At 68.4% G+C, this 26,667-nt stretch carries 25 protein-coding genes and 2 pseudogenes; 15 read left to right on the plus strand and 12 right to left on the minus strand.

Annotation, left to right across the window (positions count from 1 at the left end):
• Window positions 1-26: 26 nt before the first annotated feature.
• Entirely contained in the window at window positions 27-353 is a 327-nt protein-coding gene (locus ADK54_RS42465) for an SDR family oxidoreductase (RefSeq protein ID WP_078967078.1), read from the minus strand.
• Between the two features lie 6 nt (window positions 354-359).
• A complete protein-coding gene (locus ADK54_RS42470; protein WP_053731223.1) occupies window positions 360-677 on the minus strand; it encodes an ArsR/SmtB family transcription factor in 318 nt (105 codons plus the stop codon).
• Window positions 678-784: 107 nt separating this feature from the next.
• On the opposite strand from ADK54_RS42470, the gene ADK54_RS42475 reads away from it, so the two are divergent.
• Window positions 785-1,885, plus strand: a complete 1,101-nt coding sequence (locus ADK54_RS42475; RefSeq protein WP_053731224.1) for a Gfo/Idh/MocA family protein — start codon at window positions 785-787, stop codon at window positions 1,883-1,885.
• A 188-nt stretch (window positions 1,886-2,073) separates the two neighbouring features.
• Here ADK54_RS42475 and ADK54_RS42480 read toward each other — a convergent pair whose 3' ends face one another.
• Together ADK54_RS42480 and ADK54_RS42485 are read right to left on the minus strand one after the other, a co-directional pair.
• On the minus strand, window positions 2,074-2,532 hold the full coding sequence (locus ADK54_RS42480) for a DUF998 domain-containing protein (RefSeq protein WP_053731225.1): 459 nt from the start codon (window positions 2,530-2,532) through the stop codon (window positions 2,074-2,076).
• The gene (locus tag ADK54_RS42485) at window positions 2,505-3,074 is read right to left on the minus strand and encodes an IS110 family transposase (RefSeq protein WP_420717488.1); all 570 of its coding nucleotides are present in this window, start codon (window positions 3,072-3,074) and stop codon (window positions 2,505-2,507) included. Before ADK54_RS42485 ends, ADK54_RS42480 begins: the two co-directional genes overlap by 28 nt.
• Window positions 3,075-3,542: 468 nt before the next feature.
• Here ADK54_RS42485 and ADK54_RS42490 point away from each other — a divergent pair, with 468 nt between their 5' ends.
• Window positions 3,543-3,833 carry a hypothetical protein gene (locus ADK54_RS42490; RefSeq protein ID WP_053731227.1) on the plus strand — a complete coding sequence of 97 codons (291 nt, stop codon included), beginning with the start codon at window positions 3,543-3,545 and terminating at the stop codon, window positions 3,831-3,833.
• Window positions 3,834-4,374: 541 nt separating this feature from the next.
• Entirely contained in the window at window positions 4,375-8,340 is a 3,966-nt protein-coding gene (locus ADK54_RS42495; protein WP_063802185.1) for a Pls/PosA family non-ribosomal peptide synthetase, read from the plus strand.
• 122 nt (window positions 8,341-8,462) lie between these two features.
• Here the strand turns inward: ADK54_RS42495 and ADK54_RS49065 are convergent.
• The 4 genes and pseudogenes from ADK54_RS49065 to ADK54_RS42510 form a co-directional block, all read right to left on the minus strand.
• Window positions 8,463-8,675 (minus strand): annotated as a pseudogene (locus ADK54_RS49065) (IS3 family transposase); the annotation flags it as partial.
• Window positions 8,593-8,994, minus strand: a complete 402-nt coding sequence (locus tag ADK54_RS42500) for an IS3 family transposase (RefSeq protein ID WP_053731228.1) — start codon at window positions 8,992-8,994, stop codon at window positions 8,593-8,595. The gene ADK54_RS42500 and the pseudogene ADK54_RS49065, both read right to left, overlap by 83 nt.
• 493 nt (window positions 8,995-9,487) lie before the next feature.
• Window positions 9,488-10,144 carry a class I SAM-dependent methyltransferase gene (locus tag ADK54_RS42505; RefSeq protein ID WP_053731229.1) on the minus strand — a complete coding sequence of 219 codons (657 nt, stop codon included), beginning with the start codon at window positions 10,142-10,144 and terminating at the stop codon, window positions 9,488-9,490.
• A gap of 57 nt (window positions 10,145-10,201) precedes the next feature.
• A pseudogene (locus tag ADK54_RS42510) lies at window positions 10,202-10,508 on the minus strand (transposase); the annotation flags it as partial.
• 102 nt (window positions 10,509-10,610) lie between these two features.
• Here ADK54_RS42510 and ADK54_RS42515 point away from each other — a divergent pair.
• A complete protein-coding gene (locus ADK54_RS42515; RefSeq protein WP_267887086.1) occupies window positions 10,611-11,021 on the plus strand; it encodes a transposase in 411 nt (136 codons plus the stop codon).
• A gap of 184 nt (window positions 11,022-11,205) precedes the next feature.
• Here ADK54_RS42515 and ADK54_RS42520 read toward each other — a convergent pair whose 3' ends face one another.
• Window positions 11,206-11,790 (minus strand): isochorismatase family protein, encoded by a 585-nt coding sequence (locus tag ADK54_RS42520; protein ID WP_053731232.1) that lies wholly within the window; start codon window positions 11,788-11,790, stop codon window positions 11,206-11,208.
• A gap of 181 nt (window positions 11,791-11,971) precedes the next feature.
• On the opposite strand from ADK54_RS42520, the gene ADK54_RS42525 reads away from it, so the two are divergent.
• The 10 genes from ADK54_RS42525 to ADK54_RS42570 all read left to right on the plus strand — a co-directional run bounded on the left by ADK54_RS42525 (window position 11,972) and on the right by ADK54_RS42570 (window position 22,640).
• Window positions 11,972-12,646 (plus strand): TetR/AcrR family transcriptional regulator, encoded by a 675-nt coding sequence (locus ADK54_RS42525; protein WP_053731233.1) that lies wholly within the window; start codon window positions 11,972-11,974, stop codon window positions 12,644-12,646.
• A 253-nt stretch (window positions 12,647-12,899) separates the two neighbouring features.
• Window positions 12,900-14,426, plus strand: coding sequence for a 4-hydroxyphenylacetate 3-hydroxylase family protein (locus ADK54_RS42530; RefSeq protein ID WP_053731234.1), 1,527 nt, complete (start codon window positions 12,900-12,902; stop codon window positions 14,424-14,426).
• A gap of 95 nt (window positions 14,427-14,521) precedes the next feature.
• Window positions 14,522-15,031, plus strand: a complete 510-nt coding sequence (locus ADK54_RS42535; protein WP_063802186.1) for a flavin reductase family protein — start codon at window positions 14,522-14,524, stop codon at window positions 15,029-15,031.
• Window positions 15,028-16,029: a DUF5602 domain-containing protein gene (locus tag ADK54_RS42540; RefSeq protein WP_053731235.1), complete on the plus strand. Its 1,002-nt coding sequence runs from the start codon at window positions 15,028-15,030 to the stop codon at window positions 16,027-16,029. Before ADK54_RS42535 ends, ADK54_RS42540 begins: the two co-directional genes overlap by 4 nt.
• Before the next feature lie 3 nt (window positions 16,030-16,032).
• Window positions 16,033-17,559, plus strand: coding sequence for an FAD/NAD(P)-binding protein (locus ADK54_RS42545; RefSeq protein ID WP_053731236.1), 1,527 nt, complete (start codon window positions 16,033-16,035; stop codon window positions 17,557-17,559).
• A 15-nt stretch (window positions 17,560-17,574) separates the two neighbouring features.
• Window positions 17,575-18,384 carry a class II aldolase/adducin family protein gene (locus ADK54_RS42550; protein WP_234392441.1) on the plus strand — a complete coding sequence of 270 codons (810 nt, stop codon included), beginning with the start codon at window positions 17,575-17,577 and terminating at the stop codon, window positions 18,382-18,384.
• A gap of 43 nt (window positions 18,385-18,427) precedes the next feature.
• Window positions 18,428-19,069, plus strand: coding sequence for an NAD(P)-dependent oxidoreductase (locus ADK54_RS42555; protein ID WP_053731237.1), 642 nt, complete (start codon window positions 18,428-18,430; stop codon window positions 19,067-19,069).
• Window positions 19,070-19,128: 59 nt separating this feature from the next.
• Window positions 19,129-20,349: a multidrug effflux MFS transporter gene (locus ADK54_RS42560; protein ID WP_053731238.1), complete on the plus strand. Its 1,221-nt coding sequence runs from the start codon at window positions 19,129-19,131 to the stop codon at window positions 20,347-20,349.
• Window positions 20,346-21,947 (plus strand): AMP-binding protein, encoded by a 1,602-nt coding sequence (locus tag ADK54_RS42565; RefSeq protein WP_053731239.1) that lies wholly within the window; start codon window positions 20,346-20,348, stop codon window positions 21,945-21,947. The genes ADK54_RS42560 and ADK54_RS42565 overlap by 4 nt, the downstream gene beginning before the upstream one ends.
• A gap of 132 nt (window positions 21,948-22,079) precedes the next feature.
• Window positions 22,080-22,640 (plus strand): CGNR zinc finger domain-containing protein, encoded by a 561-nt coding sequence (locus tag ADK54_RS42570; protein ID WP_063802187.1) that lies wholly within the window; start codon window positions 22,080-22,082, stop codon window positions 22,638-22,640.
• A 64-nt stretch (window positions 22,641-22,704) separates the two neighbouring features.
• On the opposite strand, the gene ADK54_RS42575 is transcribed toward ADK54_RS42570, so the two are convergent.
• The 3 genes from ADK54_RS42575 to ADK54_RS47095 all read right to left on the minus strand — a co-directional run bounded on the left by ADK54_RS42575 (window position 22,705) and on the right by ADK54_RS47095 (window position 26,205).
• The gene (locus ADK54_RS42575) at window positions 22,705-24,006 is read right to left on the minus strand and encodes a CynX/NimT family MFS transporter (protein WP_234392442.1); all 1,302 of its coding nucleotides are present in this window, start codon (window positions 24,004-24,006) and stop codon (window positions 22,705-22,707) included.
• A gap of 97 nt (window positions 24,007-24,103) precedes the next feature.
• Complete coding sequence (locus tag ADK54_RS42580) at window positions 24,104-25,267, minus strand: hypothetical protein (RefSeq protein WP_053731241.1); 1,164 nt, start codon at window positions 25,265-25,267, stop codon at window positions 24,104-24,106.
• A gap of 629 nt (window positions 25,268-25,896) precedes the next feature.
• Entirely contained in the window at window positions 25,897-26,205 is a 309-nt protein-coding gene (locus ADK54_RS47095) for a hypothetical protein (protein ID WP_234392443.1), read from the minus strand.
• On the opposite strand from ADK54_RS47095, the gene ADK54_RS44540 reads away from it, so the two are divergent.
• A complete protein-coding gene (locus tag ADK54_RS44540; protein WP_053731242.1) occupies window positions 26,195-26,581 on the plus strand; it encodes a hypothetical protein in 387 nt (128 codons plus the stop codon). The two genes, ADK54_RS47095 and ADK54_RS44540, sit on opposite strands and share 11 nt — an antisense overlap.
• Window positions 26,582-26,667: the final 86 nt, after the last annotated feature.

Here is a 26,667-nt window from a genome sequence, read left to right on the forward strand (position 1 = left end):
GCTGGGCGTCCTGGAAAACGTCGAAGTCAACCGCTGGCGCGGCACCGCAGGCCCCGGTGCTCCCACAGCGGAACCCCCCAAGCCGACCACACCAAGGAATTGACTACCTCGTCGGCATGTCCGGTGCGGCTGAGAGGGGTCGGTGCGGCGGACTCGGTGGCCTGATCGCGTTGCCGGATCGTGGCCCGCAGCTTGTCGGCGCCGGGGGTGGTGACGGGGCCGGGGGTGAGGGCGTTGACGCGGATGCCGCGGCCGGCGAGTCCGGCGGCCCAGGTGCGGGCGAGGCTGCGGATCGCGGCCTTGGTCGCGGCGTAGACACCCGGGCCCCGGCACGGTCTTCGTGCCGGCTGCATGTGGGTTCAGTCGAGGTCGGTGCGGAGGGCCAGGTCGAGGAGGCCGGGGAAGCGCTCGTCGAACTCGGGGCGGCGGAGGCGGTTGTAGCGTCGCTGACCTCTGTCGCGCTGTTCCAGGAGGCCGGCTTGCCGTAGTACGGCGAAGTGGTGGCTGAGAGCGGCCTTACGCACGGGCACGTCGAAGCTGCCGCATGGCCGCTCCCAGTCCTCAGCCGCAAAGAGCTCGCGGATGAGGCTGAGGCGTACGGGGTCGGCGAGGGCCGACAGGGCGGTGGCGAGTGAAACTTCGCGCGGGTGAATGTGTTCGGGTAGGGAAGCGGTCATCAGGTGCTGCTCCTGGCAGGGGGTTGCACATTGTTCGACGAACTTCGTACACTCTTAAGTGTTCGTATTGCATCGAACAGTCTATCGCGCAGAGATGGAGCCTACCGATGTCCTCACCCCGGCAGTCCTCGATTGGCGTGGGCATCGTCGGCCTCTCCGCGCGGCGGGGCTGGGCCTCCCTGGCCCACCTGCCCGCGCTGCAGCGGCTGCAAGGTTTTGAACTGCGCGCACTTTCTGCGAGCAGCGCCGAGTCGGCCCGCCAGGCCGCGGCGAAGTACGGAGTCGCGCAGTCCTTCGGAACGGCCGATGAACTGGCCGCGGCCGAAGAAGTCGACCTGGTGGTGGTCACCGTGAAGGTGCCGAACCACCGGGAGATCATCCAATCCGCCCTGGCTGCAGGGAAGATGGTGCTGTCCGAGTGGCCGTTGGGCAACGGGCCGGCCGAGGCCGAGGAACTGGCGGCCACAGCTGCCGGACGCGGATTGCACACCTTCACCGGACTGCAGGCCCGGTCCGCGCCCACCGTGCGCTACCTGCGCGACCTGGTTGCCGATGGCTACGTCGGTGAGGTGATCTCGACCAGCCTGGTGGCCTCGGGCGGGGGCTGGGGAACAGAATTTCCCGCGGGCGGCGCCTACCTGCTGGACCGCGCCAACGGCGCAACCATGCTGACCATCCCGTTCGGGCACACCACGGACGGGCTGACCATGGTGCTCGGTGATATCGAGCAGGTGACCGCTGTCACCGCCACCCGCCACCGAGAAGTCAAGGACCCGCAGTCCGGCCGGGTCTACCGACCCAACGTCGCCGACCAGGTGGTGTTCGGCGGCGTCCTCTCCTCCGGCGCCGTGGCCTCCGTCCACTATCGCGGCGGCGTGTCCCGCGGCACCAACTTCCACTGGGAGATCAACGGAACGGACGGAGACCTGGTCATCACCGGTGATACCGGACATCTTCAGATGGGCGAGTTCAGCATCGACGGAGCGCACGGATCCGCCGCCGAACTCAGCCGACTCACCGTACCCGAGCGGTACTTCGACCCCGCGCTCCACGATGTGCGCGGCACCCCCGCATACAATGTCGGCGCCGCCTACGCACAGATCCAGCGCGACCTGGCAGACGGCACGTCCGAAGTACCCGACTTCGCCCACGCGGCCCGGCACCAGCGACTGCTCGACCGGATCGAGCGCGCGGCGGAGCACGCCTGACCGGGGTCCTCGGCAAAGCCGCTCTACCGGGCCATCCCGCGACCACGGCGCGTTCAACGCCCGCTCGACGGCTGCCGGCTCGTCGACGGGCCCGGGCCCCGCGCCCTCTCCTTGATGCGCCGCCACGACTACGACGCTACCGCCAACCACGCGTCCCTCCGGTCGACTTGGCGCCCTGCTCGAAGCCGTCAACCAGCGCGGCTGAGAGGTCCTGTCGGCATCGTTTCGTGCAGACGGCCTGCCCGGCGGATGAGACCGTGAACGCCGGCAGCCAGCGCCCAGAGCGGGAGGGGAAATGCGGCGACCCGTTCCATACCTCCCATGCTGAGACCGAGGTAGTGCTGGGAGAGGAACAGCCCGAAGGCCGTGATCGCTGTGACTCCCAGCAGGCTGGTGCCCCACCGCAGGGGGGCCGCCGCACTGTGTTCTGCCAGGGTGAACCCCGTCAGGAGGAGGCCGATGTTGCCCGCTGCCATGATGAGGAGGGCACCCAGGGCATGCTGGTTCTCGTTGACGTCTGCGGGGGCCAGACCGGCCAGTACGAATCCCACGCCGGCACCGGCGAGCAGCAGACGGGCCACGGCGGCGGCCCGGCCTCTGCGCCACAGGGCACCGCCGGTCAGAGCGGTGCCGAAAACGAGCAGCACTCCCAGACGACGAACGAACCATTCATGAGGCCGCGCTCGGGGGAACAGATATACCGTGGCTCACAGATATACCGTGGCTCGGGCTCTGACTGCAGGGTGCAGTGCGCGTTGCGGTCCCGCATCGCCTCCAGGGCCAGGACCTCCTCCAGGCCGTTGTCGAAGGCGAACTGCGTATACGCATCCGTGAACCGCTGCTTGGACAGCCACTCGTGGTGGATGCACGTCCAGCCCGAGCCGCCGCGCCAGACCCGGCCCTGCCGCAGCAGCTTGGAGATCCGGTTGCGGGCCCGGGCCAGGTCCCGGCGCGTGTCGTCCCGGCCCGGGACGAGATCGCGGGCGGCTTCCTCGGTCGGCGTCGGCACCCGCACTGCGGGCAGCTCGTCCGTCCGCAGCAGTTTCGACAGCCGCTGGGCATCCCGCTTGTCCGTCTTGATCCGGTCGCCTGCGGGGCGTTCCATCTTCGACGGGGCCGCCACCACGCAGCGCACCCCCAGTTCGGAGAACGCGCGGGGCCGGGAAGAACCCGGTCGGCCCGGCCTCATAGGCGACCGCGGCCGGCTGCGGCAGCCCGGTCACCCACGTCATCACGTTGTGCGTCTCGGCATCGAGACGCTGACTGAAGATCTGGCCCGTTTCGCAGCCCAGCGCCCACGCCATCGTGGTGCGGGCATGGACATCCAGGCCGACCGACGTACGCTCGGAGAGCATCCGGTGCCTCCCGGAAATTGCGGCACTACCCGCCACCGTGCCCACCGGCGGGCAACCCGCGTCAACTTCCCTACGGGGCATCGGACTTCGCAGCGGCAGCCGCCCTCACTCACCAGCACAGAACGGCCGCTTCATACGGTCTACTGCGGCGGGGGCACAGGAATGCGCGGAGCCAGGCTCACGAACCCGCTCACTGGGCGTCGTCGGGGAGTTCTTCCGGCCCTGGCTGCCGAGGGCTCCGATCGTGAGCGGGCTGCTGCCGGCTGTTCCGCTGGAACCTGTGTCACCCGCAGGTCATCACCGTGATCACCAGCCGTCCGGGCACAGCGACCGCAACGGAGGACGCGCGCCACCTTCCGACGGCCTTCGAAAGCGAGCGGGGCCGTGTCGCCCTCGCGGAACAGATGACGGACGACACCTTGGACGATTTCATCCACGACGACGTGTCGAAGGCCATGCTGCGTCCGTCCGCCCTTCACGGCGTCCTGTGGTCTGGCGACACCCGCCGGCCGCCGGGCACCGACACCGATTACCTCCTCGCCTGCTCACGGCCGGTTGAGGGGCGAACCGGTATCTACCGGATCGCGGTCTGACCGGGGGTGAGGCCCGGAACTCCTATCCGTGGCCTGGGCTGCAAAGCAGGGCCTGGCCTGTTACTTGGACCGGTCCGTGGTGTGGATCGCCTTGCCCTCCCGCTCGCCGGTGATGCCGACGCTCTCTCCGAGGACCCGTACGGAGGCGAGGAACGCGCGGTGGACCCGGTGGCCGGCACCATCGGTCTCGATTCGGAAGTGTTCGGAGCGTCGGCGCGGCCGCCGTCGCCGAGATCGGCGCGACCGCGTTCCGTGAATCGCTGGGCCGGGCACAGAGGATCGGAATTGGACCCATCACCGTAGGAGTGGTGGTTCTTATCCATCATCGACCCACAAAAACAACGTCGAATGGACAGAAAACCTTCATATGAGAGTTCGATGAAGAGCCGCTACTCGGCGTAATCTCACCGCCGGTGTCCGTTAGCCTCGGCAGAGGATCGACGCCAAGGCGGTCAACTGTTCGATGCGCGTCCTCCCGCTTGGCTGCGGCACCACGAGTTCCGCGCCGTCTCCCGAGCCGCAGACCAGCAAGAAAAGGTTGATGGACGTCATCGAGAACCGTGGTTTCAACACCGGCGCGATCTGGCCCGTCGCTTCCGCCGCTCCTGCCCGGACCCTGCTCGACATCCTGGTGACCTCCGCCGAGGCGTACCCGCACGCCCCCGCCCTGGACGCGGGCGGCACCGTGCTCGACTATCGGGCGCTGATGCACGAGGTGAACGAGTTCGCCGGACGGCTCGCGGCATACGGGGTCGGCAACGGCGACCGGGTCGGCGTCCGGGTGCCCTCGGGCACCTCGGACCTGTACGTCGCCATCCTGGCCGTGCTGCGGGTCGGCGCCGCATACGTGCCGGTGGACGCCGATGACCCCGACGAGCGGGCCGCGATGATCTGGGAGGACGCCCAGGTCTGTGTGGTGCTCGGCGCCGGCCGGAGCATCACCCCCAGCCCGACCGTGCGCCCCGGCGGGCGGCCGTCCTGGCCAGCCCCGGACGACGACTGCTGGATCATCTTCACCTCCGGCACCACCGGACGGCCCAAGGGCGTCGCGGTCAGCCACCGCAGCGCCGCGGCCTTCGTGGACGCCGAGGCGCGAATATTCCTCCAGGGCGCCCCGGTCGGACCGGGCGACCGGGTGCTGGCCGGCCTGTCCGTCGCCTTCGACGCCTCCTGCGAGGAGATGTGGCTGGCCTGGCGGCACGCCGCCTGCCTGGTGCCCGCGCCGCGCTCGCTGGTCAAGACCGGCACCGACCTCGGCCCCTGGCTGGTCGAGCGCGGGATCACCGTGATCTCCACCGTGCCCACGCTGCTCGCGCTGTGGCCGGTCGAGTGCCTGGAGCGGGTCCGCCTGGTCATCGTCGGCGGCGAGTCCTGCCCGCCCGAGCTGGTGGAACGTATCGCCTCGCCACGGCGCGAGTTCTGGAACACCTACGGCCCGACCGAGACCACCGTCGTCGCCACCGCCGCCCAGATGTTCCCGAGCCAGCCGGTCCGGATCGGCGCCCCGCTGGACGGCTGGGAGATCGCAGTCATGGACGAGCAGGGCCACCCGGTGCCCTGGGGCGGCACCGGCGAGCTGGTGATCGGCGGCGTCGGAACCGCCCGCTACCTGGACCCGGCCAAGGACGCCGAGAAGTACGGCAGCAGCCCCTATCTGCACAGCTCGCGCGTCTACCGTAGCGGCGACCTGGTCCGCGCAGAGCCCGACGGTCTGATCTTCGTCGGCCGCGCGGACGAGCAGGTCAAGCTGTCCGGCCGCCGGATCGAGCTCGGCGAGGTGGACGCGGCGCTCCAGGCCCTGCCGGGCGTGCGCGCCGCCGCCGCGGCCGTCCGCAAGACCCCGGCCGGCGGCGAGCTGCTGGTCGGCTACCTGGTGCTGCACCCGGGCGCGCCGTACGACCCGACCGCCGCCCGCGCCCTGCTGCTGGAGCGGCTGCCGCAGGCGCTGGTCCCCGTGTTGGCCACCGTGGACGGGCTGCCGACGAAGACCTCCGGCAAGGTCGACCGCAACGCGCTGCCCTGGCCGCTGGCCACCTCCGGCCCCGACCCGTCCGCCGCGGGCTCGCGCCCGACTGGCACGGCCGGCTGGCTGGCCGAGCAGTGGGAGGCCCTGCTCGGCATGCCGGTCGACGCCGACGGCGACTTCTTCGCGCTCGGCGGCACCAGCCTGGCCGCCGCCAAGCTGGTCTCGGTGCTGCGCACCCGTTGCCCCGGCATCTCCGTCGCGGACATCTACGCCCACCCCGGGCTGCTCGGCCTCGCCGCCAAGCTGGACGAGCTCAGCGGCCCGGCCCGCCAGGAGAGGCAGGTGCGCCCGACCCCGCGCCGGGTCGGCGTGATCCAGTTCCTTGTGCTCGCTGTCCTCTACACGATCAGCAGCCTGCGCTGGGTGATCGGCCTGACGGCCCTGGACAACCTGACCTTCGGCACCCTGCCCTGGGCGCCGCACACGTCCTGGTGGGTGATCCTGGCCGGTTGGTTCCTGCTGTCCAGCGCCCCCGCCCGCCTGGTGATCGGCGCCGGCGCGGCCCGGATGCTGACCACCCGCATAAAGCCGGGTAGCTACCCGCGCGGCGGCTCGGTGCACCTGCGGATCTGGACTGCCGAGCGGGTGGTCACGATGTTCAACGTCGCCTCCCTGATGGGCACCCCCTGGGCCGGACGCTACGCCCGCGTGCTCGGCTGCCGGGTCGGCAAGAACGTCGACCTGCACTCGATGCCCTCGGTGACCGGCCTGGTCAAGCTCGGCGACGGCTGCTCGATCGAGCCGGAGGTCGACATCACCGGCTACTGGCTGGACGGCGACATCCTGCGCCTCGGCGCGCTGGAGGTCGGCCCGGAGTCCCGGGTCGGCGCCCGATCCACGCTGCTGCCGGGCGCCAAGGTGGGCGCCTGGGCCGAGGTCGCCCCGGGCAGTTCGGTGCTCGCCCCGGTCGCCGACGGCGAGTACTGGCACGGCTCCCCAGCCCGCCCGTCGGGCCGCCCCGCGAACGGCTGGCCCGCGCCGGACCACCGACGCTCCCGCTTCTGGGACCTGATGTACGGCGTCGCGCTGCTCGGCTTCGGCCTGCTGCCGCTGATCGCCGCGGCGCCGTCGCTGCTGCTGCTGTACCCGCTGATCGACACCGACAAGACGCTCACCCCGGCGATCGTCCAGACGATCGTGGCCACGCCGCTGCTGGTGCTGGTATCGCTGGCCACCTACTCGCTGCTGTTGATCCTGGTGGTCCGGCTGTTCAGCGTGCCGATCAAGCCCGGCTACCACCCGGCGCACGGCAAGGTCGCCTGGTGCACCTGGATCGTCTCCAGCCTGATGAACGGCGCGCGCGGCACCCTCTTCCCGTACTACGCCAGCCTGTTCACCCCGGTCTGGCTGCGCCTGCTGGGCGCGAAGGTCGGTCGCCGGGTGGAAGCGTCCACCGTGCTGACCATCCCCAAGCTGATGCAGGTGGACGACGGCGCCTTCCTCGCCGACGACACCCTGATCGCGCCGTACGAGGTGCGAGGCGGCTGGCTGCGGATCGGCGCCTCCCGGGTCGGCCGCCGGTCCTTCGTCGGCAACTCCGGCATCGTCGGCCCGGGCCGCGAACTGCCCGACAACGCCCTGGTCGGTGTGCTCGCGGACGCCCCCGAGCGGTCCGAGCCCGGCTCGTCCTGGCTCGGCCGGCCCGCCATCGAGCTCCCCCGCGTCGCCGACGGCGGCGACCCGAGCCGCACCTACGACCCGCTCCGCCGGCTGGTGCTGGCCCGTGCGGTGGTCGAGCTGTGCCGCTTCCTGCCGATCGTCTGCACCGCGCTCCTCGGCGACGTCGCCTTCGGCTCGCTGCAGGACGTGGTGGACCGGTTCGGGTTGGCGGCCGGGGTGGCCGGCGGCGGGCTGATCCTGCTCGGCCTCGGCGTGGTCGCCTGCGCGATGACGACGCTGGCCAAGTGGCTGCTGGTCGGCCGGTTCAAGGTGGCCGAGCACCCGCTGTGGTCCAGCTTCGTGTGGCGCAACGAGCTGTACGACGTCTTCGTCGAGGAAGTCGCGATGCCCTGGCTCGGCAGCACACTGATCGGCACGCCGTTCCTGAACATCTGGCTGCGCAGCCTGGGCGCGAAGATCGGCCGCGGCGTGTGGTGCGAGACGCACTGGCTGCCGGAGACCGACCTGATCACACTGGAGGACGGCGTGAGCGTGAACCGGGGCACGGTGCTGCAGACCCACCTGTTCCACGACCGGGTGATGCGGCTGGACACCGTCCATCTGCAGGAGGGCGCCACCCTCGGCCCGCACTCGATCGTGCTGCCCGGCTCCCGGCTCGGGACGGCCGCCGCGGTCGGCGCCCACTCCCTGGTGATGCGCGGCGAGGAACTCCCGGGCGGCACCCACTGGCTGGGCAACCCCGTCGCCGCCTGGCCCTCCGGCAGCCCGGAGGCCCAGGCCCAGCACCGGCACTCGGCGGGCCGCCACCGCGGCGGCCGCCGCCCGGGCCGGGCTCCGGCGCGCCAGCGGGTCGGTGTGTAGGAAGAGCGAACAGGGGCACGGGGAGCTGCGCGCGGACGCTCCCGATCCCGGGAGCCGCGAACCGAAGCAACTCCCAACGAGCGAAGTTTCCCCAGGAGTTCCCGAGAAGTGTATTGGCTGCCGCGGCCGGAATGGAATATGCAGCCGTCGGCGAGGTTGGTGTTCCGCGCTGCCATGTCGAGCGCGTCCGATATGAGCGAGGTCTTCATGTGGTCGGCCGTCGCCCAGCCGATCACGGCCTTGGTGTGGCAGTCAATTGACCGTCGCGAGATAGAAGAACCCGGCCCGGGTATGGATATACGTGATATCGCTGACCAGTTTGCGGCCGGGTGCATCCGCGGTGAAGTCACGGGCCATCAGGTCGGGTGTGGACGGCGCCGTGTCGTCGGCGACGGTGGTCAGCCGCCAGGGCCGTGGCTGGCACGGGACCAGGCCCAGCTCGCGCGTCAGAGCGCGGACCGGCTCCGGCCCGGCCTGCACGTTCATCCTCTTCAAGGCGGCGTGGACGCGCCGGTAGCCGTAGGTCTCGTGCGAGTCGGAGAGGACCTGGCGGATGATTTCCTTGAGTTCTGTGCGGCGCGCCCGACGGTGGCCGACAGCGGCCGGGAACGCCAGTGATGGAAACCCGATGTGGATACACCTGCCCAGACACACATCTGCCGCACGGGACAGGTGCCGGACTCGCCGCCGATGAACTCGTACTTCTCCGTCACCGGTATTCCTGGGCGAAGAAGGCCGCCGCTTTTGCTAGGAACTCGGCCTTCATCCGCGGTTCACGGTCCTCGCGTTCCAGCTCACGCAGGCGAGCGCGTTCGCCGATGTTCAGGGGCGGTTCCTCGCCGGCGTGCTCCTGCCGGTAGCGGCTGACCCAGGTACCCAGAGTTCCCTCGTTCGCCTGGGTCTCCCGTGCGACCTCGGCGCTCGGCCGGGCCCACGACCACCATCTTGACCGCCTCGTCCCTGAATTCGGGACTGAACTTCCTACGCTTTGGTGCCACGTGCTCTCTCCGCCGTTCCGGACTTCGATCCCATCGGGGACCCCTGTCCGACAACTTCGGGGCGGCTCAGCGGTCGCTGCGGGGTTGAGAACCCATCTTTGAGCTGGGAGTGTGGGATGGGTGAGGTTTGCGGTGTCCAAGTGGGTCCGTTAGGCCTGGTGCCAGACCAGGGTGTAGCGCCAGAAGAGGCGGCGTCGCAGTCGGGCTCCAGGCAGCACGTTGCCGGCGGTGCGGGCGATGTCGGAGAAGGTCATGCATGCTGGTCGGGTTGGGGCAGTCATGGAGGCAGGCCGTGGCGCCCTGCGCCCCTTGGTCTTGATCCAGGCCATGGCGACATTCAGTGGAATGGCAGCGGCGCCGAGAAGATGATCGCCGAAGGACTGCGGGCGTGCGACCCCGACGATGACCAAAGTTCCCCCGGGCGACAGATGTTGGCGGAAACGGTCGAGAGCATCGGCGAGAGGAAGATGGTGGATGGCGGCGACACACGTGATGACGTCGTAGGAGCCCGGTGGTATCTCGGTCAGCGCATCACCAACGGTGAACGACACCGGGACGGCCGGAGGAGTGAGCTCCCGCGCTCGCTCAACGATCATGGGATCGGCGTCGACGCCTTGCACCGACTTTGCTCGTGAAGCCAGAAGTCTGGCGAGGTCACCGCTCCCGGATCCCACGTCCAGGCCCCGGTCGAATCGTCTGGGGAGCTGCCGCAGGATCCATCGGTGGTAATGGGCATTGTGGTCCCAGGGATGGGCGGCATGAAACGCGTGAAGGGCATGGAGCACGCGGGGTATCACTGTCGTCATGGCATGAGTCCATCATGCTCAGCTGCCAGGACTCCGTTGCGGGATTCAAGCGTTCAGTCAGGCTGCCTGGAGAGCCTGGGCGGGCCGTGGGGCAGCGGCCGTGGGATGGATGGGGTGGCGGGTGAGTCGCCGGGTCATGAACGTGATCGCGGCGAGGGTGAGCATCGCTTCGGAGTGCTCGGGGCGGGTCTCGTAGTCGCGGACGTTCCGGCGCGCGTGCAACAACCACGCCAGCGACCTCTCCACCACCCAGCGCCTTGGCAGGATCACAAACCCCTTGGCCCCCTTGGGCCTGCTCACGGTCTTGATCGTCAGGTGGAGGAAGGACTTTGGCCCAGGCGACGAGGGTGCCCGCGTAAGAGGACATCTGATCTAGGTAGTTGGTGATTTGGGATGTTCTTGTGGCTGCTGGCGATGATGGGTCATTGCACAGTGGGTGAGCACTCGTCGCCCGTATCGCGGTGATGTGTCTGATGCCCGGTGGGCTTTGATCGAGCCGGTGTTCACGGAGTGGCGGTCCGGGCGGACTGGGCCCGGTGTGGCGGCTCGGGTGCATGACCTGCGGGAGATCGTGAACGCGATCCTCTATGTCAACCGAACCGGCATTCCGTGGGAGTACCTGTCCCACGACTTCCCACCGCACAAGACCGTCTACGACTACTACGCGAAGTGGGAGGCGGACGGCACCACCGGGCGGGTCCATGACCTGCTGCGGGACAAGACACGCCGCGCCCACGGTCGTGTCGCCGAACCGTCGGCAGCCGTGGTGGATGCCCAGAGCGTGAAGATCTCGGCAAACGTGGCCGAGAGCAGCCAGGGCCCGCGCCCAGCTGACCGCGCTCCCCGTAAGGCCGCCGCCTCGTGGCCGGCCGCCTGACCCCGTCACGACCACCTGGAGATAAGAAGACATCTCATTTGGTGAGTCTGCGGTAGCAGATGAGATGTCTTCTTACTCACGACAGCGCCCCGTCTCCGGCACGATCGGAGAGCGGGGCGCCTTGGGTGGTGCAGACCGTCGGGGGAAACTCCGTCCAGCTTCCCCCGACGGTGTCCGGGGGCTGTCAGGCGAGGTCGTTCACGGTGGGGACGACGATGCCGTAGAGCTCGGTGACGGTGGCGAGTGCGCCGTCGTGGATCTGCTGGGCGGAGATGTGCTCCTGGCCTGCGGCGGTGGTGGGCAGGGACCGGGTGGCGGAGGCTTTGGCGACGACGGTGGGGCGGAAGCCGTTGAGGAAGGCGCCCTGGGCGGTGAACAGGACGCACATGTTCGTCATGAAGCCGGCGAGGATGACGTTTTCGTGTCCGGCTTCCTTGACGAGGGTGGCGAGGTTCGTCTCGTGGAAGGCGTTGGGGACGGACTTGATGACGCGGCCTTCTCCGGCGATGGGGGCGATGTCGGCGATGATCTGACCGTCTTCGGTGTCGGGCTGGTAACCCTTGTCCTGGACGTGGATGACGGTGGCGCCTGCGGCGCGGGCTGCGGCAAGGAGGCGCTTGCCTTCGGCGACGGCGTCCTTCCATCCGTCGAGTTCCATGGTGCCGTGGGTGTAGGTGTTCTGGAAGTCGATGAGGATGACGGTTGCGTCAGCCAGGGAGGCGGGGGTCTCGTCGAACTTGTTGAGCTGGCGCAGCGTGGTGGTGCCCATGGGGGTCCCCTTTGAGGAATGTGGAAGGCAGTAGCGCTGATGAGCGCCCTGTGGTGTTGGCGACGCTAACACAAGACGTAAGCGGGGTGTACATGGTGCCAGTGGTTCCGTTTGTGTGGGTTGGCAGTTTCCCCTGGTCAGGGGCGTTAGCGGTTCATACGTGAACTGTTAGCATGGCTTCATGTCGACAGCGAGAGAGCGCATTCTGGCCGCCACGACCGAGCTGATTGCTTCGCAGAGTGCGGAGGAGATCTCTACGCGGTCGATTTGCGCGAAGGCGCAGGTGGGGGCCCCTGAGATTTCCCGGCAGTTCGGGGGGAAGCGGGGGTTGATGGCGGTGGTGGCAGACCGTGGCTTTGAGCGTTTTCTGGCCAGCAAGCGGAAGAACCCCCGGACGGAGGATCCCGTGGCGGATGTGCGGACGGCGTGGGACAGTCACGTGCGTTTCGCCTTGGAAAATCCGCATCTGTACCGGTTGATGTTCACGCCGGACGGGGAGCCGAAGTCGCAGGCGGTCAAGGAGGCTCAGGCGTTGCTGCTGGGAGTGCTGGGGCGGTGCGAGGCGGCGGGGCGGCTGGTGCTGGCGCCGGTGGTCGCGGGCCAGGCAATTCTGGCGGCGAACGTGGGCGTGTGTCTCATGATGCTGTCGTTTCCCGAGCTGTTCGGGGATCTGGCGGTGTCTGAGGTGGTGCGTGATGCGGTCCTCGGGAAGGTGACGGGTCAGGCGCAGGAGGACGGGGATGCGGGCAAGGCGGCTGCGGCGGTGCTGGCGCGGGCGCTGGTGGGGACGCTGTCGGGAACTGTGACGGTGGAGGATGAAGTGGTTCAGGCGTTGTCGCGGTCGCTTGATTCCTAGATTTTCGCAGGTCAGAGGGGCCCCGCCCGGGTCGGGCGGGGCTTTTTTCATGCCCGGGAGCGTTACCAACGCTTACGCGATGTGTTAGCTTCGTGAACACCTCAAGGAGGGCTCGACCCGTCCTTGAGGGCGACCGCTGCTGTGCGGGAGAAGTGCGTCACGGGGGACGCCAGGAGCCTTTTTTGTCCCTTCCGTCCCGCCCGGAAAAGCACCTATTTCTTCCGTATGCCCATTTTTTCGGAGGGGACCAGATATGTCTGCTGTACCCACGCCCGATGAGGCGCCCAACGAGCTGATGACGGGCGACTCCTTTCTGGAGAGCCTGCGGGACGGGCGTCAGGTTTTCGTGGACGGGGAGGTCGTCAAGGACGTCACCACCCATCCGGCGTTCGCAGGCGCCGCGAAGTCGTCCGCGCACCTGTATGACGCGCTGCACGCGCCGGAGACGAAGGACTTGATGACGACGGTCGACCGGTACACCGGCCACCGCGTCCACCGGTTCTTCACCCCCGCGCACTCGGCCGAGGAACTGCTCAAGGCCCGGGACGCGATCGAGCACTGGGCGCGCATGAGCTACGGGTTCATGAACCGCACGCCGGACTACAAGGCCTCCTTCATGGCCGGCCTCGTCTCCACCCAGGATTTCTACGCCCCTTACGACTCCAACGCGCGGGCCTGGTACGACAAGTACGTCAAGCAGGGCATGGCCGTCTCGCACGCGATCGTCAACCCGCCGGTGGACCGCAACCGGGCTTCGCACGAGATCTCGGACGTATTCATCACGGTCGTCGAGGAGCGGGATGACGGCATCGTGGTGGAGGGCGCCAAGCTGATGGCGACCGGCTCGGCCCTGACGAACGCGGCGTTCGTGGGTCAGATCCACCTGGGCAACCTGCAAAAGGGCAAGGCCGAAGACATGGCGCTGGCGTTCATCGCGCCGATGAACACCCCGGGCCTGAAGGTGATCTGCCGTCCCTCCTACGAGAAGAAGGCCGCGTCCCCGTTCGACAGTCCGCTCTCCAGCCGGTTCGACGAGAACGACACGGTCCTGGTCTTCGACAACGCGTTCATCCCGTGGGAGAACGTGCTGATCTACCGGGACACCGAGAAGATCCACGAGTACTTCCCCCGCTCGGGCCTGCTGTCGCGCGGCTTCTTCCAGGGCGCCATCCGGATGGCGGTCAAGCTGGAGTTCATGGCGGGCCTCCTCGACAAGGGCACCCGCATGAACGGCACCCAGGACTTCAGGGGCGTCAAGGCCGGGCTGGGCGAACTCCTCGCGTGGCGTCATCTGACGTGGGCGATGACCACCGCCATGGCCATGGACCCCGAGGAGGGTCCGGCGGGAACGGTGCTGCCGAAGCTGGAATATGCCGCCAGTCACCGGGTGCTGGCCCCCCTGTCCTGGCGCCGGGTCCACGACTTCTTCGAGGAGCACCTGGCGGGCTCGCTCTTGATGACCGGCTCCAGCTACAAGGACTTGCAGAACACCGAGCTGCGCCCGCTGCTGGATCGTTTTTACCGGGGCTCGGCCGGGGGTGCGGAGGAGCGGATCAAGCTGTTCAAGCTGGCGTGGGACGCGATCGGCAGCGAGTTCGGCGGCCGTCATGAGCTGTATGAGCTGAACTACGCGGGCGGCCCCGACCAGGTGCGTCTCGACACCGCCAACGCCGCGCAGGCGATGGGGCTGCTCGACGCCTACGGCGCCCAGGTCGACAAGGCGATGGGCGACTACGACCTGGACGGCTTCACCCGGGGCCGCTGGGCCGAGGACCGCTGACCGCAGGGTCACCCACAGACGCAGCCGGGTGCCGTCTCCCCCTTCCCCCGCCGGCTCCCGGCTGCCCTCCTGCTCACGCTCTGGAGGTTTTTCCCGTGACTGACGACCTGCGCAGCGTCATGCGCCAGTTCGCCACCGGTGTATGTATCGCGACGACCTGCCGCTACACACGGGCCGGTGCCCGTCGCCACAACGCGATCACCGTCAACTCTCTTGCCTCACTGTCCCTCACCCCGCCACTGGTGAGCTTGAGTTTCCGGGCGGACTCCGAATTCCTCGCCGATGCACTGGCCTCACGCGTGTTCGCCGTCTCCATCCTCGGCGCGGACGCGGAAGAGACGGCCCGTACGTTCGCGGGACGGCGGCCCGAGCGGGACCGTGCCCTGCGCGCCGCCGCTACCCGTCCCGGAGAGCACACAGGAGCGTTGCTGTTCGCCGGGGCCGGGTGGATGGAGTGCCGCTACTACGACCGCTACGCGGTCGGTGACCACGTCCAGGTGATCGGCGAGGCCGTCGCCCTGGGTGCTGCCGGCTCCGAGCACACCCCGCTGATTTTCCTCGGTGGTGGTTTTCACCGCCTCGACACCGAAAGCGCCGCCTCATGAACCGCACCCGTATTTTCGCCGCCACCGCCCTGATTGCCACGAGCATGCTCACCACCCCCACCGCGCACGCCACCGGAGGCAGTACCACCACGGTCATGTGCGTCACCGACAGCATGGACGGCGGGAAGACCACCGCCGTTGCGCCCGAGGCCGCCGCCTCCCTGAAGCAGCGCACCCGCTCGTACGAAGGGCCGTGTGCCGCGTTCGGCCCCGCCCAGGATCTCGGTAACGGCAACCTGCGCTCCTACACCCAGACCAACCAGGACGGCACCCCCTACGCGGTCGGGGTGACGTTTACCCGGGATGCGCTGGCGGGGCTGCCCACCGACATGAACGACCGTCACCACTGCTACGACGTCAACGGTGACGGGCGCGTGGACCAGGACACCGAATGTGTCGGTGGCTATGAGCACCCCCTCGCCCTGCCGTCGGCCACCGCCACCGCGGCGCCGGGCCTGTCCTCCCAGTGGGTGCTGGCCAACTACAACCCGAAGGGGCACGGCCTGCCCGGCATTTACGACGTGCCGCACTTCGATTTCCACTTCTACCTCAAGCCCAAGTCGGTGCGGGACGCGATCCGTACCGGGCCGTGCGGGCTCGTCATCAACTGCGACGACTACGCCACGGCCACCAAGGAAATCCCTGCCCCGTACATGCCGGCCGGCTACATGGACCACAAGGAAGCCGCCGAAGGCGCCATGGGCAACCACCTCATGGACGCCGACGCCTCCCCGGAATGGCACGGCCAGCCGTTCACGCACACCTTCATGTACGGAGGGTGGGACGGAGACCTCCTGTTCGAGGAGCCGATGATCACCAAGGCGTGGTTTACGGGCCTCGCCGCCGGGACCAACGCGGACGGCTGCTTCCCCATCAACCAGCCTGCCGCGTGGAAGAACGCCGGGTTCTACCCCCGCCAGTACTGCATCAACTACGAGCAGGGCCGCGACGACTTCACCGTGTCGCTCCGTGACTTCTATTCCGCCCCGGGAGCGTGAGAGATGAACGGGGGATCATCCATCGCCGTCGTCGGGGGCGGCGCAGCGGCGGTGTGCCTGCTCGATGCGCTGACCGCCTCCACGCTGGCGCCCGGCTCCCTGACCGTGTTCGAGCCGTCCCCGCACCTGTGGCGGGGCAGGCCCTACCAGGTCGACACCGAAACCCTCACGATCAACATGGTGCCCGCCGACATGTCGGTACGCGCCGGGGATCCGGAGCATTTCGCGTACTGGCTCGCCGGCCGCGACCGGATCACGAAAAGCCTCACGGTGCCCGACCCGCACTCCGGGGCCCGCTTCATCGCTCGCACCATTTACGGCGAATACCTCGAACACACCGCCTACAGCGCCATGGGCAGGCTGCGCCGTAAAGGCTGGCGTGTAGATCTGATCGGCGCGCCGGTGACCTCGGCTGCACGCTGTGCGCAGCGGGTCATGCTCCAGACGAAAGACGGCCGGGCCCGTGTCTTCGACTACGCCGTGCTGTGCGTAGGGAGGGGGGCGCCGGAGGATCTCTACAGTCTGGCGGGGGCCGAGGGGTATATCGGGGATCCGTATCCGGCGGTCGACCGGCTTCACGAGATCGGCATGGGCGATCACGTGGCGATCCTCGGCAGCGGACTGACGGCCGTCGACACCGTGCGGTACCTGGCCGCGACGGGACATCAAGGCAGTATCACGCTGGTCTCCCGTAACGGAGTGCTTCCCGCGGTGCGGCAGCGGCCGGCTGACTTCACGGTGAAGAACTTGACCCAGCCGCACATGCAGGCCCTCGCGGCGCAGGGCGGGACGTTGTCGCTGGCCGAGCTGGCCGCCATGTGCCGCAGCGAACTCGTCCAGGCGGACAGTGACCCGGACAGGGTTTTCGCGGAAATCGGTTCCACGTTCACTGAAAAGCCGCTGGACCGGCTGCGCCGTCAGCTGTCTCTGGTCGACGACACGGATCTGGGGCTGCGCATATTGCAGCGGGCCATTCCCGACACCGGGCCCGACGTGTGGCCGCTGCTGGCGGAGAAGGACAAGAAGTATCTGCTGCGCCACCACCACCGGGCGCTGATGAGCCTGTGCTGCCCGATGCCGCCCGCCTCGGCAGCCCTGCTGCTGGAGCTGGCGGATACAGGACAGCTGTCCGTGCAAGGGGGGCTGCACCATATCGCCCCGGAAGGCAGTACCAGTTTCACGCTCACCACGGCTGGCGGCACCTTCACGGCCGACCGGATCGTCAACACCATCAGCCCTTCCGCTCAGCGCATCCCGCACGCGGCCCAGCGTCTGGTCACCTCCCTGCTGCGCTCGCGCAACGTGGCCGTCAACCCCTACGGAGGTCTGGCCATCGAACGCGCCACCAGCCGCCTGACGGTCGCCGGACAGGCGGATCCGTGCCTGTACGCGCTGGGAGACCTCGCGGCCGGCGCCCTGTTCTTCACCTGGGGAATTCCCTCGCTGGTCGACCGGGCCCGCGACATCACCGACGCCATCACCGCCCACCAGACGGCCGCCCCGCTGACGCCCGCGCTGCTGAGCGCCTGACCCAAGGAGAACACCGTGACCAGCGAAGACGTGCGCCCTGTTTTCCTCGCGGATACGGCCACTGGGCTGCCCATCCCCGCCGACAAGACATTCGCCACCGTCACTGAGCACCGCCGTCACGTCAAGCAGCGCCTGGCCGCCGCCCTGCGCCTGTTCGGCCGCGAGGGCTTCGGGGAGGGAATATCGGGACACATCTCTGTCCGCGACCCCCAGTACACCGACCAGTTCTGGGTGAACCCGTTCGGAGTGTCCTTCAACCGGGTCACTGTCGCCGACCTGATCCGTGTCGACCTCGAAGGCCGGGTGGTGGCGGGATCGCGGAAGGTGAATCCGTCCGCCTTTGTCATCCACGCCGCGATCCACCAGCAGTACCCGGACCTGCACGCCATCGCGCACGCCCACACGCCCTACTCCCGCGCGCTCGGCTCGCTGGGCCGGCTGCTGGAGCCCATCGACCAGGAATCCGCCGCCTTCCACGGCCGCCAGGCCCTGTACGAGGCGTACGAGGGTCCCTCGGTCACCGTGGAGCAGGGCCGCGACATCGCCGCCCACGTCGGGGACAACAGCGCCCTGATGCTGCGTCACCACGGCCTGATCACCGTCGGCGGTTCGATCGAGGAAGCCGTCCACCGGTTCTTCACCTACGACTCCTGCGCCCAGGTGCAGCTGCTGGCCCACGCTGCCGGAAAACCCCACGCCTTCACCACCGCCCAGGCCGAGGCCGCCGCCCAAGGGTTCGGCGATACGCAGCTGGCCCGCTTCAGCTTCGAGCTGCTCTGGGACGAGATCACCCACGACCAGCCCGATTTCCTCAACGAAAACTAACGCGCATCCGCGCCCCTACGTCTGCATTTGCGAAGGGAAACCCGTGAAAATCCTTCTGTTCGGCGCTTCCGGGAACATCGGCTCGACGATCACCCACGAACTCATCACCCGCGGGCACCATGTCACCGGTGTGACCCGCTCCGGGAACACCACCACCACCGGAAATTACACCGCCCAGGCCGGCGACGTCCGTGACGCCCGCACCGTGGCCGACCTGGCGGAAGGCCACGACGTGGTGGTGTCCGCGATCGGCCCCCGCCACGACGGGAGCGACGAGGACCGCGACATCATCGTGGGCGCCACCGCAGCCCTCATCTCCGGCCTGCGCCTGACCGACGTGAAGCGCCTTGTGGTGCTGGGCGGCGCGGGCAGTCTGCTGACTGCGCCCGGTGTCCGCGTCATCGACTCCCCGCACTTCCCCGAGGTGTGGAAGGCGAACGCCTCCGCCCAGAACGAGGCGCTGGAAATGTACCGGCAGGTCATTGACCTCGACTGGACGTTCGTCTCGCCCCCCAAGCTGATCGAGTCCGGGGAGCGGACCGGCGCCTACCGCAAGGGCGGCGATGAGCTGCTGACCGACGCGAACGGCGACTCGAAGATCAGCATCCCCGACTTCGCGATCGGATTCGCCGACGAGGTCGAGCGGGGTTCCGCGATCCGCGCCCGTGTCAGCCTCGCCTACTGACCTTCCCCCTACAGCCCCCTGCCCTGCTGCACACGGGCCGGGGGCCCCTGGAGAAAACGATGACGAAAACCCAAGGCACCCTCCGCTTCACCATCCTCCTCGGCGCCCTGACCGCACTCGGGCCCCTGGCCAACGACACGTATTTGCCCAGCCTGCCGCAGATCGCCGACCAGCTGCACGCCTCGGCTTCCGCCACTCAGCTGTCCCTGACCGCCTGCCTGGTCGGACTCGGCACCGGCCAGATGATCGCCGGACCCATCTCCGACCGCCTCGGGCGACGCGGCCCCCTCATGGCCGGACTGCTCCTGTTCATCGCCGCGGGGGTGGCCTGCTCTGTTGCCCCCAACATCTGGCTGCTGGTGATGTTGCGGCTGGTCCAGGGCATCGGCGGCGCCACCGGCATCGTCATCGCCTCCGCCATCGTCCGCGACCGCCATGAAGGCGCAGCAGCAGCCCGCCTGTTCTCCACCCTGATCCTCGTCACCGGACTCGCGCCCACCCTCGCCCCGCTGGCCGGTGGGCAGCTGCTGCGCTTCACCGACTGGCGCGGTATTTTCCTGGCTCTGGCCCTGGCCGGTGTCGTCATCGGCCTGGCCTGCACGATTTTCCTGCCCGAAACGCATCCCGCCCCGAACCGCCGCCGGGGCCCGGCAGCCAAGGGCGCCTTCAAGACCCTGCTCGCCGACCGCAATTACGTGGGCTGCCTGCTGTCGATCGGGTTCGGATTCGCCGCCATGTTCGCCTATATCGCCGGCGCCCCCTTCGTCCTGCAAGAAATCCACGGCCTGTCCCCGCAGGGGTTTTCCTACGTGTTCGGCGTCAACGCCCTCGGTCTGGTCATCGCCGCCCAGATCACCGGCCGTATCGTCCACAAGACCGGACCCCGGCGTCTTCTCGGGGCAGGAGTCACCGCCTGCGCCCTGGGAGGCGTGGCCATCTTCGTCTGCGCCTTCACCAACGCCCCGCTGGCCGCGCTGCTCGTCTCGCTGTTCGTGATGGTCGCCTCCGTCGGCCTGATCATGCCGACCTCCATGGGGCTGGCCATGAACGACCATGGCAACATCGCCGGGTCGGCAGCCGCCCTCATCGGCTTCTTCCAGCACGTCATCGGCGCCGCCATGGTCCCGCTGGTCGGCCTGGCAGGAAAAACCTCTGCCGTGCCCATGGGCATCCTCACCGCAGCCCTCGGCCTCGCAGCGCTGGCCTCCTTCACCCTCACACGCCCTGCGCCCGAGCCCGCCAAGCACGCGATGCCGCAGCCCGTGAAGGCAGTGTCATGACCGGGAGGGCTTTCCTCGACGGCGGCCCCGCCATCACCGCGCCCACGGCGACCCTCGCCGACGCCCTGATACGTACAGCACAGCGCCACGGCCGGCAGAAAATCGTTTTCCTCCACACCAACGGCACTCACACCGCCGTGACGTACGGCCAGTTGCTGGACAACGCGCGGAAAGTACTTGCCGGCCTGCGCCGCACCCTCAACCAGCCCGGCGACATCATCCTTCTCGACACTTCCGACCCCCAGGAGCTGGTCACCGCCTACTGGGCCTGCCACCTGGGCGGCTACGTCCCGCTGCCGGTGCCCGATCGGGACGGCCTGCTCGAACAGGTGTGGACCGCCTATGGGCAGCCCCGCTTCATCACCGGCAGCGGACGCACCATCCCCCCCGGTATGACCCCCTACGCCACCGGAACCTACGAATACCTTCTCGGCCACGCCCCCGACCCGCGCCATCACCAGGGACGGCCCGAAGACCTCGCGCTGCTCCTGCTGACCTCCGGCTCCACCGGCACCCCCAAGGCCGTGCGCTTGACCCACCGCAACATCCTGACCCGCACCACGGCGACCGCCCACGTCAACCACCTCGACCACCGCCAGCGCACTCTCAACTGGATGCCCCTGGACCATGTCGGCGGCCTGGTCATGTTCCACACCCGCGACACCTACCTGGGCGCCCACCAGGTCCACGCCCCCCAACGGTGGATCCTGGACGACCCGCTGCGCTGGCTGGACACCGTCCACACCCACCGCATCACCTGCACCTGGGCGCCCAACTACGCTTTCGCGCTCGTCAACGACGCCCTCCAGGGCGTCAGCGGCACCCCGTGGGATCTGACCTGCCTGACCTACATCATGAACGGCGGGGAACCCCTCCACGCCGACGTCATCAAGGACTTCATGACCGGCCTGGCTCCCTACGGGCTGCCGCGCGATGCCATGTATCCGGGCTGGGGCATGTCGGAAACCTCCTCCGGCGTCACCGACTGCCGGTTCACCGAATATCTCGGCCAGCGCTACGTACCCGTCGGGCGCCCCCAACCCGGCACCCGCATCCGCATCGTCACCGACGACGGCACCCTGGCCGACAAAAACACCCTCGGCCACGTCCAGGTCGCCGGCGCCACCGTCACCGACGGATACCATCACGGCGACGACCTGACCCGGCAGTCCTTCACCCCCGACGGCTGGTTCACAACCGGGGACCTCGGCCATATCGACGGCACCATCCTGACCGTTACCGGCCGCGCCGACGACCGGATCACCCTCGCCGGCGTCATCTACCACGGCCACGAAATCGAAGCCGCCGTGGAAGAACTCGACATCGCCGCCCCCACCTACACGGTGGCCACTCCCGTCACAACAACGGCCGGGGAAAACCTCGCCGTGTTCTTCCACCCGAAAAACGGCCACCCCACCCCTGTCGAACTGGGCACCCTGCACGGCATGCTCGCCGCCCGCTTCGGTATCACCGGTGCCCGCCTGCTGCCCGTCGGAAAGGACGACATCCCCAAAACCGGCATCGGCAAGCTCCGCCGCGCCCCGCTGCGCCAGCGCTACGAAAGCACTCCCGAAGCCACCTGGACACCCGTCCCCTAAAGCGGGAGAAGACCGCACTCCCCGGCCCTGTGCGGCCCTCTCCCAGGCGCGGCAGCCTCATCCCACCCCCTTCGGGACAGGCTGCCGCGCCTTCCTCCTGCCATGTTCCGCCCAGAAAGGAACCCTTCTGTCATGCCCCTGCACGAAGACCTGCGCCCGCTACCCGGTGAACCCGTCGCCCTGGACCTCGTCAATACCCGCTACCGCGACCGCACCGGGCACATCGACCTGATCAACACCCGGGCCGCCCTCAACCGCTGGCTGCACACCAGCGGCCACCTCAAGGGCCACCCCGACCCCTACCAGTTCGCCGACGACTACGCGTTCACCGTCATCCGCCGCGCCCGCGACATCCTCACCCAGTTCCTGGCCGACCCCGCCGACCCGAACGCGCTGGCTCGCTTCAACACCCTGTTGAGCCACGGCCGCATGCGTCACGAACTGACCCCCACCGGCCCGGTACAGCACCTCGACATCGACGATCCCGCCCACCTCATCGGTCATCTCGCCGCCGTCAGCTACCTCACCCTCCTCACCCGCGACGTCGACCGGCTGCGGACCTGCGCCAACGACTGCGGCCTGTATTTTTTCGACACCTCGCGCAACGGCTCGCGCCGCTGGTGCTCCCGGGAAGGCTGCGGCAACCGGGTACGCGTCGCCCGCCACTACGCCCGCCGAAGAAACAGCGCCTGACCAGCGCAAAACCCCCGCCCCTCCCCGGACAACCGGCAAAGGAGCGGGGGGTTTTCTGTTCCGCTCAGCGCTCTTCGCGGACCGGGCGACCCGGCGTGGAGGAAGTACTGCGCTGGCGTGGGATGAATACGACCGGCTGCGCTGCACTGTCCCCCTTGCGGTGCCGTCCCCGCTGGAGGACCCGCACCACACCGGGCCGTGCCGCATACAGCCCGGCCAGCAGCTCGGGGACCGCCAGGACCAGCAGCACGATCAGCGGGACATCCCAGCCGCCGCTCAGGCTGTGCACAAACCCGATGGCGAACGGGCCGAAGCCGGCCAGGAGATAACCGCCGGTCTGCGCGATACCCGACAGCCGCGCCGTCGCCGCCGCGTCCGTGGTGCGCAGGCTCAGCAAAGTCATGGCCAGCGGGAACGCCCCGCCCGTTGCCACACCCAGGATCAGTACCCACGCCCAGCCCGCGGACGGCGCGATCCAGATACCGCCCAGCCCCACGACTTTCGCGGTGAAAACGGCCACGACCAGGGGCCCTTGATGGTCCAAGCGCGAGGCGGCCACCGGCATCACCAGCCCCAGGGGCACCCCCAGAGCGAGCATCACGGACATCATCGTGCCCGCCGTCGCCGCCGAATATCCCCGGGACTGCATGATCTCCGGCAGCCACGCCACCAGGACATAAAACGCCAGACACACCAGCCCCAGAAACGCGATGATCGCCCTGGCCGCCGGCGAGCGCAGCAGATTTCCCTCCCCGGCCCGCTCAGCCTTCCTGGCCGTAGCAGTGACTACACGGTCCTCGCCGCCCGGGGCTGCTCCCCACGTGAAGGAGCCGACAGCGGCCGGGAGCGCCCACAGGGCCAGCGCGATCTGCCAGCCCGTGCTCTGGGACACCGGGACCGCGATGCCGGCCGCCACCGCCCCTGAGAGGGCCATCAGCATCATGGCCAGCCCGGTCACGGTGCCGAGGCGGGAGGCGTAGTGGCGTTTGATGACAGCAACGATCAGGACGTTGCCCAGCGCGATCCCGCCACCGGCCAGAATCGTTCCCGCATACAGCGCCACCGGCCACGGGACGGCGCGCAGCGCGGCCCCGGCGGCAATCAGGCCCAGCGCACAGCTGACAGCGCCCCGTTCCCCGATCCGCCGGGCGAGGCGGGGTGCGAGGAAGGAGAAGAGGCCCAGGCACAGCACGGGCAGCGTGGTGAGTACATCGACGGCTGTCGCCGACAGCCGTAAGGCGTCTTTCAGGGCCGACAGGATCGGCGGGACTGAGGTGATCGCCGCGCGTAGATTGACGGCCAGCAAAATGACGCCGGCCAGCAGCCACACCTGTTTTCGTCGTGAGGACACAGAGGGCATGGTCATGGTTTTCCCCCCGGGAAAAGGGCGACGGCCTCCCGCCCCATCCGGGGGAAAGGATGAGGCAGGAAGCCGCCGGGTCTTACGGGACGGTCGCAGAAGGTCAGACGGCGACGGAACGTACGGCCTGCTGTGCCTTCAGCTTGCTGTGGAAGGGGCACGCCGCCAGCGATGCGGTGGACGCGGTCGCACCGGTGTCACCCAGCAGCTTCAGGAGTTCCTGGGAGAGCAGGTCGGGCCTGCCCTTGAGGGCGTCGGCCAGCTGCTGGTCCGTGGAGAACACCATCTGGGCCGCAATGTTGTCCTGGACGATCCGGGCGAGGTTGTCGAGGGCCACATCGACCGCGTTCGCGATCGACGGGGCCTGACAGGGCAGGTCGATCAGGTGGCTGTCGGCCATCCCGTCGTCCATGAAGTGCTTGATGATGATCGAGTTCTGGTTCAGCTCGCTGGTGGTCCACATCGACAGGACCACCACGTACAGCTCGTGCCAGCGGTCGGCGCCGACCTTGGTCTTCCAGCGGGTGAAGAGATCCTTGACCGCCTCGATCTGGACTTTCGCCGCCCAGTACATGTTCTGCTTGATGTCGTCGCCGACCTTGCCGGTGAAATCCTCGAAGCCCTTCATGTCGAAGGTACGGCGCCGGATGATGTCGTTCGCGTACGTCATGCCTGCGTCCAGGATGTGCGCGCAGGACACCTTCAGGTCGGTGGGCAGCCCGGCTTGTTCGAGGGTGCGTCGGGCGGTGTCGAGGTCGGCGACGAACTTCGTCAGCGGGTCGACCCAGTCCGTCTTGCCCGGCCCCACGTACGCGGTCATCGCCAGATCCCGGGCATACATGTCCTTCTGCCCGGCCGGAACGCGGGGGTCAAGGTATGGCGCGATGACGGAGAAGATCCCCAGTGGGACGTGTGCGATGGACTTCGCCAGCTGGAAAATCTGGTCGATCGGCTCCTCCACGAACCGCTGACCGTCCAGGACCAGGGTGTACTTACCGCCCTGCATGCCGTTCTCCACCACGATGACCGGCGTCAGCTGCTGCATCACCCCGACCCGCAGCTTGTCGTAGTTGGTGCGCATGTCGGTGTCGACCTGAAGGATATTGCCGCGCGCGGTGACCTGGTCGCCGGCCGCGTCCCCGTTGCCTGCCGGAGCCGCCGCATCCGGGGTAGCCGCTCCGGCCGGCGAGGCTCCCGCGCCGGTCAGGAAAGTCGCCGCCGCCGCTGCGGTGGTGGTCGCCGCAATGAAGTTTCTTCGCGTGCTCATGTTCCCGTTTCCCCCTGGGAATAGGACTGTTTCCTGGTGATACCGCCACTTCAGGCCCCACAGGGACTCTGCGCGGAACGGACGATCGCCGGAAGGGCGACGGCAACGTATGGGTGGACTGGGCCGCACAGAGATCCTCGAGACCCAGAACAGGTACTTCCGTCATCCGGAAGATGTTTTCCGGACTGTGGCGGCGGGAGCGAGATTAATGGCTCGAAGAGATCGTTCGAAGCTCGAAAACAGCTGAATGTTCCTAAAGGCAAGAAATGTCGAGTAAATCTCCACAAGTGGAGCGTTCCGTCCCGCCACCGGCACGTTATATTCCGCTCTGCGGAATAATTCCTGGCCTTTTTCCTGCAAAATCGCCCACGCTTCCCCGCGCGTGGGCTAGGCAGCTATTCGAACACGCTCTATGGCTTCCACGGGTATGTGGCTGATCCTCGCCAGTGGCACCACACCCCTTCAGCCACGCAGCGAAGCCACTCCATCCAAAACCCCCGTTCCGAAGAACGGGGGTTTTGGAGTGGCTGACGGCGACAGTCAGGGGCTTCGGCGCGACCTCCGCGCCGGCCTCCTTCAGCAGCGGAATCCCGGCCTGGACGGCGTTGAGGATCAACGCCCGTACGTCCTCACGGACGATCGCAGCAGTCCCGCCCGCTGGTCTCGCGACTGTGTCCAAAGGCCCACTGGGCTGGGTTGGGGAGGTCCACGGTCAGGCTCACGGAGATCTTCATGTCCCGGCAGGGCTGCGGGAGAGTTCGGGCGTTCAGTTCGTTCTCGGTGATGCGGAGTTGAGCGATGACGTCGGTGATGCTGCTGGCGGAGGAGCGCGAGGCGGCTGCCCGGGCGCGGGCGGAGGAGCTTCGCACCGAGGCGGAGTGAGTTCTTGCTGAACTCGCCGAGGCGGAGGCGGTGTTGGAGCGACGGATGATCGCCACGGCCGAGCTCGCCGAGACTCTGGCCGGTCGGGACGAGATGCCGGATGGACCGGCCGCCCCGGTCGTCGGCTCGGTCGTGCCGCGCTGGCATGCGCCGGCGACGGAGGAGGCGCTCTCGGTGGACTGCCGGCGGATCGTCGAGCTGGTAGAGGCTGAGCCGGGCGCCGGTGAGGGGATCTCGGCGAAGGAACTGGCCGAGCGTCTGGGCCTTGAGGCGGTGCCGGCGAAGACCGAGGGAGTGCGGTCCAAGGCGAAGCGGCTGGTGGAACGGGACTGGCTGACGGCCTCGCCGACGGGACGGTTTATGCCGCGCGAGCCCGTCGCGACCGCTCACCGCACTGCCGGGACGCCGTCCGGGCGAGGCGGCGGCTCATGAGTTCCCTGAGTCAACCTCTATGGCGCTTGGGGCGGGTCGGCGGGCGTATTGATCTTCCCGTTGGTTCGGTGGATGGCGGGGTCGTA

The sequence above is a fragment of the Streptomyces sp. WM6378 genome (assembly GCF_001279695.1).
GTDB lineage: Bacteria > Actinomycetota > Actinomycetes > Streptomycetales > Streptomycetaceae > Streptomyces.

What these genes read in the sequence shown, in the direction of transcription:
- ADK54_RS42465 (WP_078967078.1), bottom strand. Translation starts at nt 353, where the DNA reads ATGCAGCCGGCACGAAGACCGTGCCGGGGCCCGGGTGTCTACGCCGCG.
- ADK54_RS42470 (WP_053731223.1), bottom strand. Translation starts at nt 677, where the DNA reads ATGACCGCTTCCCTACCCGAACACATTCACCCGCGCGAAGTTTCACTC.
- ADK54_RS42475 (WP_053731224.1), top strand. Translation starts at nt 785, where the DNA reads ATGTCCTCACCCCGGCAGTCCTCGATTGGCGTGGGCATCGTCGGCCTC.
- ADK54_RS42485 (WP_420717488.1), bottom strand. Translation starts at nt 3,074, where the DNA reads ATGAGGCCGGGCCGACCGGGTTCTTCCCGGCCCCGCGCGTTCTCCGAA.
- ADK54_RS42495 (WP_063802185.1), top strand. Translation starts at nt 4,375, where the DNA reads ATGGACGTCATCGAGAACCGTGGTTTCAACACCGGCGCGATCTGGCCC.
- ADK54_RS42505 (WP_053731229.1), bottom strand. Translation starts at nt 10,144, where the DNA reads ATGACGACAGTGATACCCCGCGTGCTCCATGCCCTTCACGCGTTTCAT.
- ADK54_RS42520 (WP_053731232.1), bottom strand. Translation starts at nt 11,790, where the DNA reads ATGGGCACCACCACGCTGCGCCAGCTCAACAAGTTCGACGAGACCCCC.
- ADK54_RS42525 (WP_053731233.1), top strand. Translation starts at nt 11,972, where the DNA reads ATGTCGACAGCGAGAGAGCGCATTCTGGCCGCCACGACCGAGCTGATT.
- ADK54_RS42530 (WP_053731234.1), top strand. Translation starts at nt 12,900, where the DNA reads ATGTCTGCTGTACCCACGCCCGATGAGGCGCCCAACGAGCTGATGACG.
- ADK54_RS42540 (WP_053731235.1), top strand. Translation starts at nt 15,028, where the DNA reads ATGAACCGCACCCGTATTTTCGCCGCCACCGCCCTGATTGCCACGAGC.
- ADK54_RS42545 (WP_053731236.1), top strand. Translation starts at nt 16,033, where the DNA reads ATGAACGGGGGATCATCCATCGCCGTCGTCGGGGGCGGCGCAGCGGCG.
- ADK54_RS42560 (WP_053731238.1), top strand. Translation starts at nt 19,129, where the DNA reads ATGACGAAAACCCAAGGCACCCTCCGCTTCACCATCCTCCTCGGCGCC.
- ADK54_RS42565 (WP_053731239.1), top strand. Translation starts at nt 20,346, where the DNA reads ATGACCGGGAGGGCTTTCCTCGACGGCGGCCCCGCCATCACCGCGCCC.
- ADK54_RS42570 (WP_063802187.1), top strand. Translation starts at nt 22,080, where the DNA reads ATGCCCCTGCACGAAGACCTGCGCCCGCTACCCGGTGAACCCGTCGCC.
- ADK54_RS42575 (WP_234392442.1), bottom strand. Translation starts at nt 24,006, where the DNA reads ATGACCATGCCCTCTGTGTCCTCACGACGAAAACAGGTGTGGCTGCTG.
- ADK54_RS42580 (WP_053731241.1), bottom strand. Translation starts at nt 25,267, where the DNA reads ATGAGCACGCGAAGAAACTTCATTGCGGCGACCACCACCGCAGCGGCG.
- ADK54_RS44540 (WP_053731242.1), top strand. Translation starts at nt 26,195, where the DNA reads ATGATCGCCACGGCCGAGCTCGCCGAGACTCTGGCCGGTCGGGACGAG.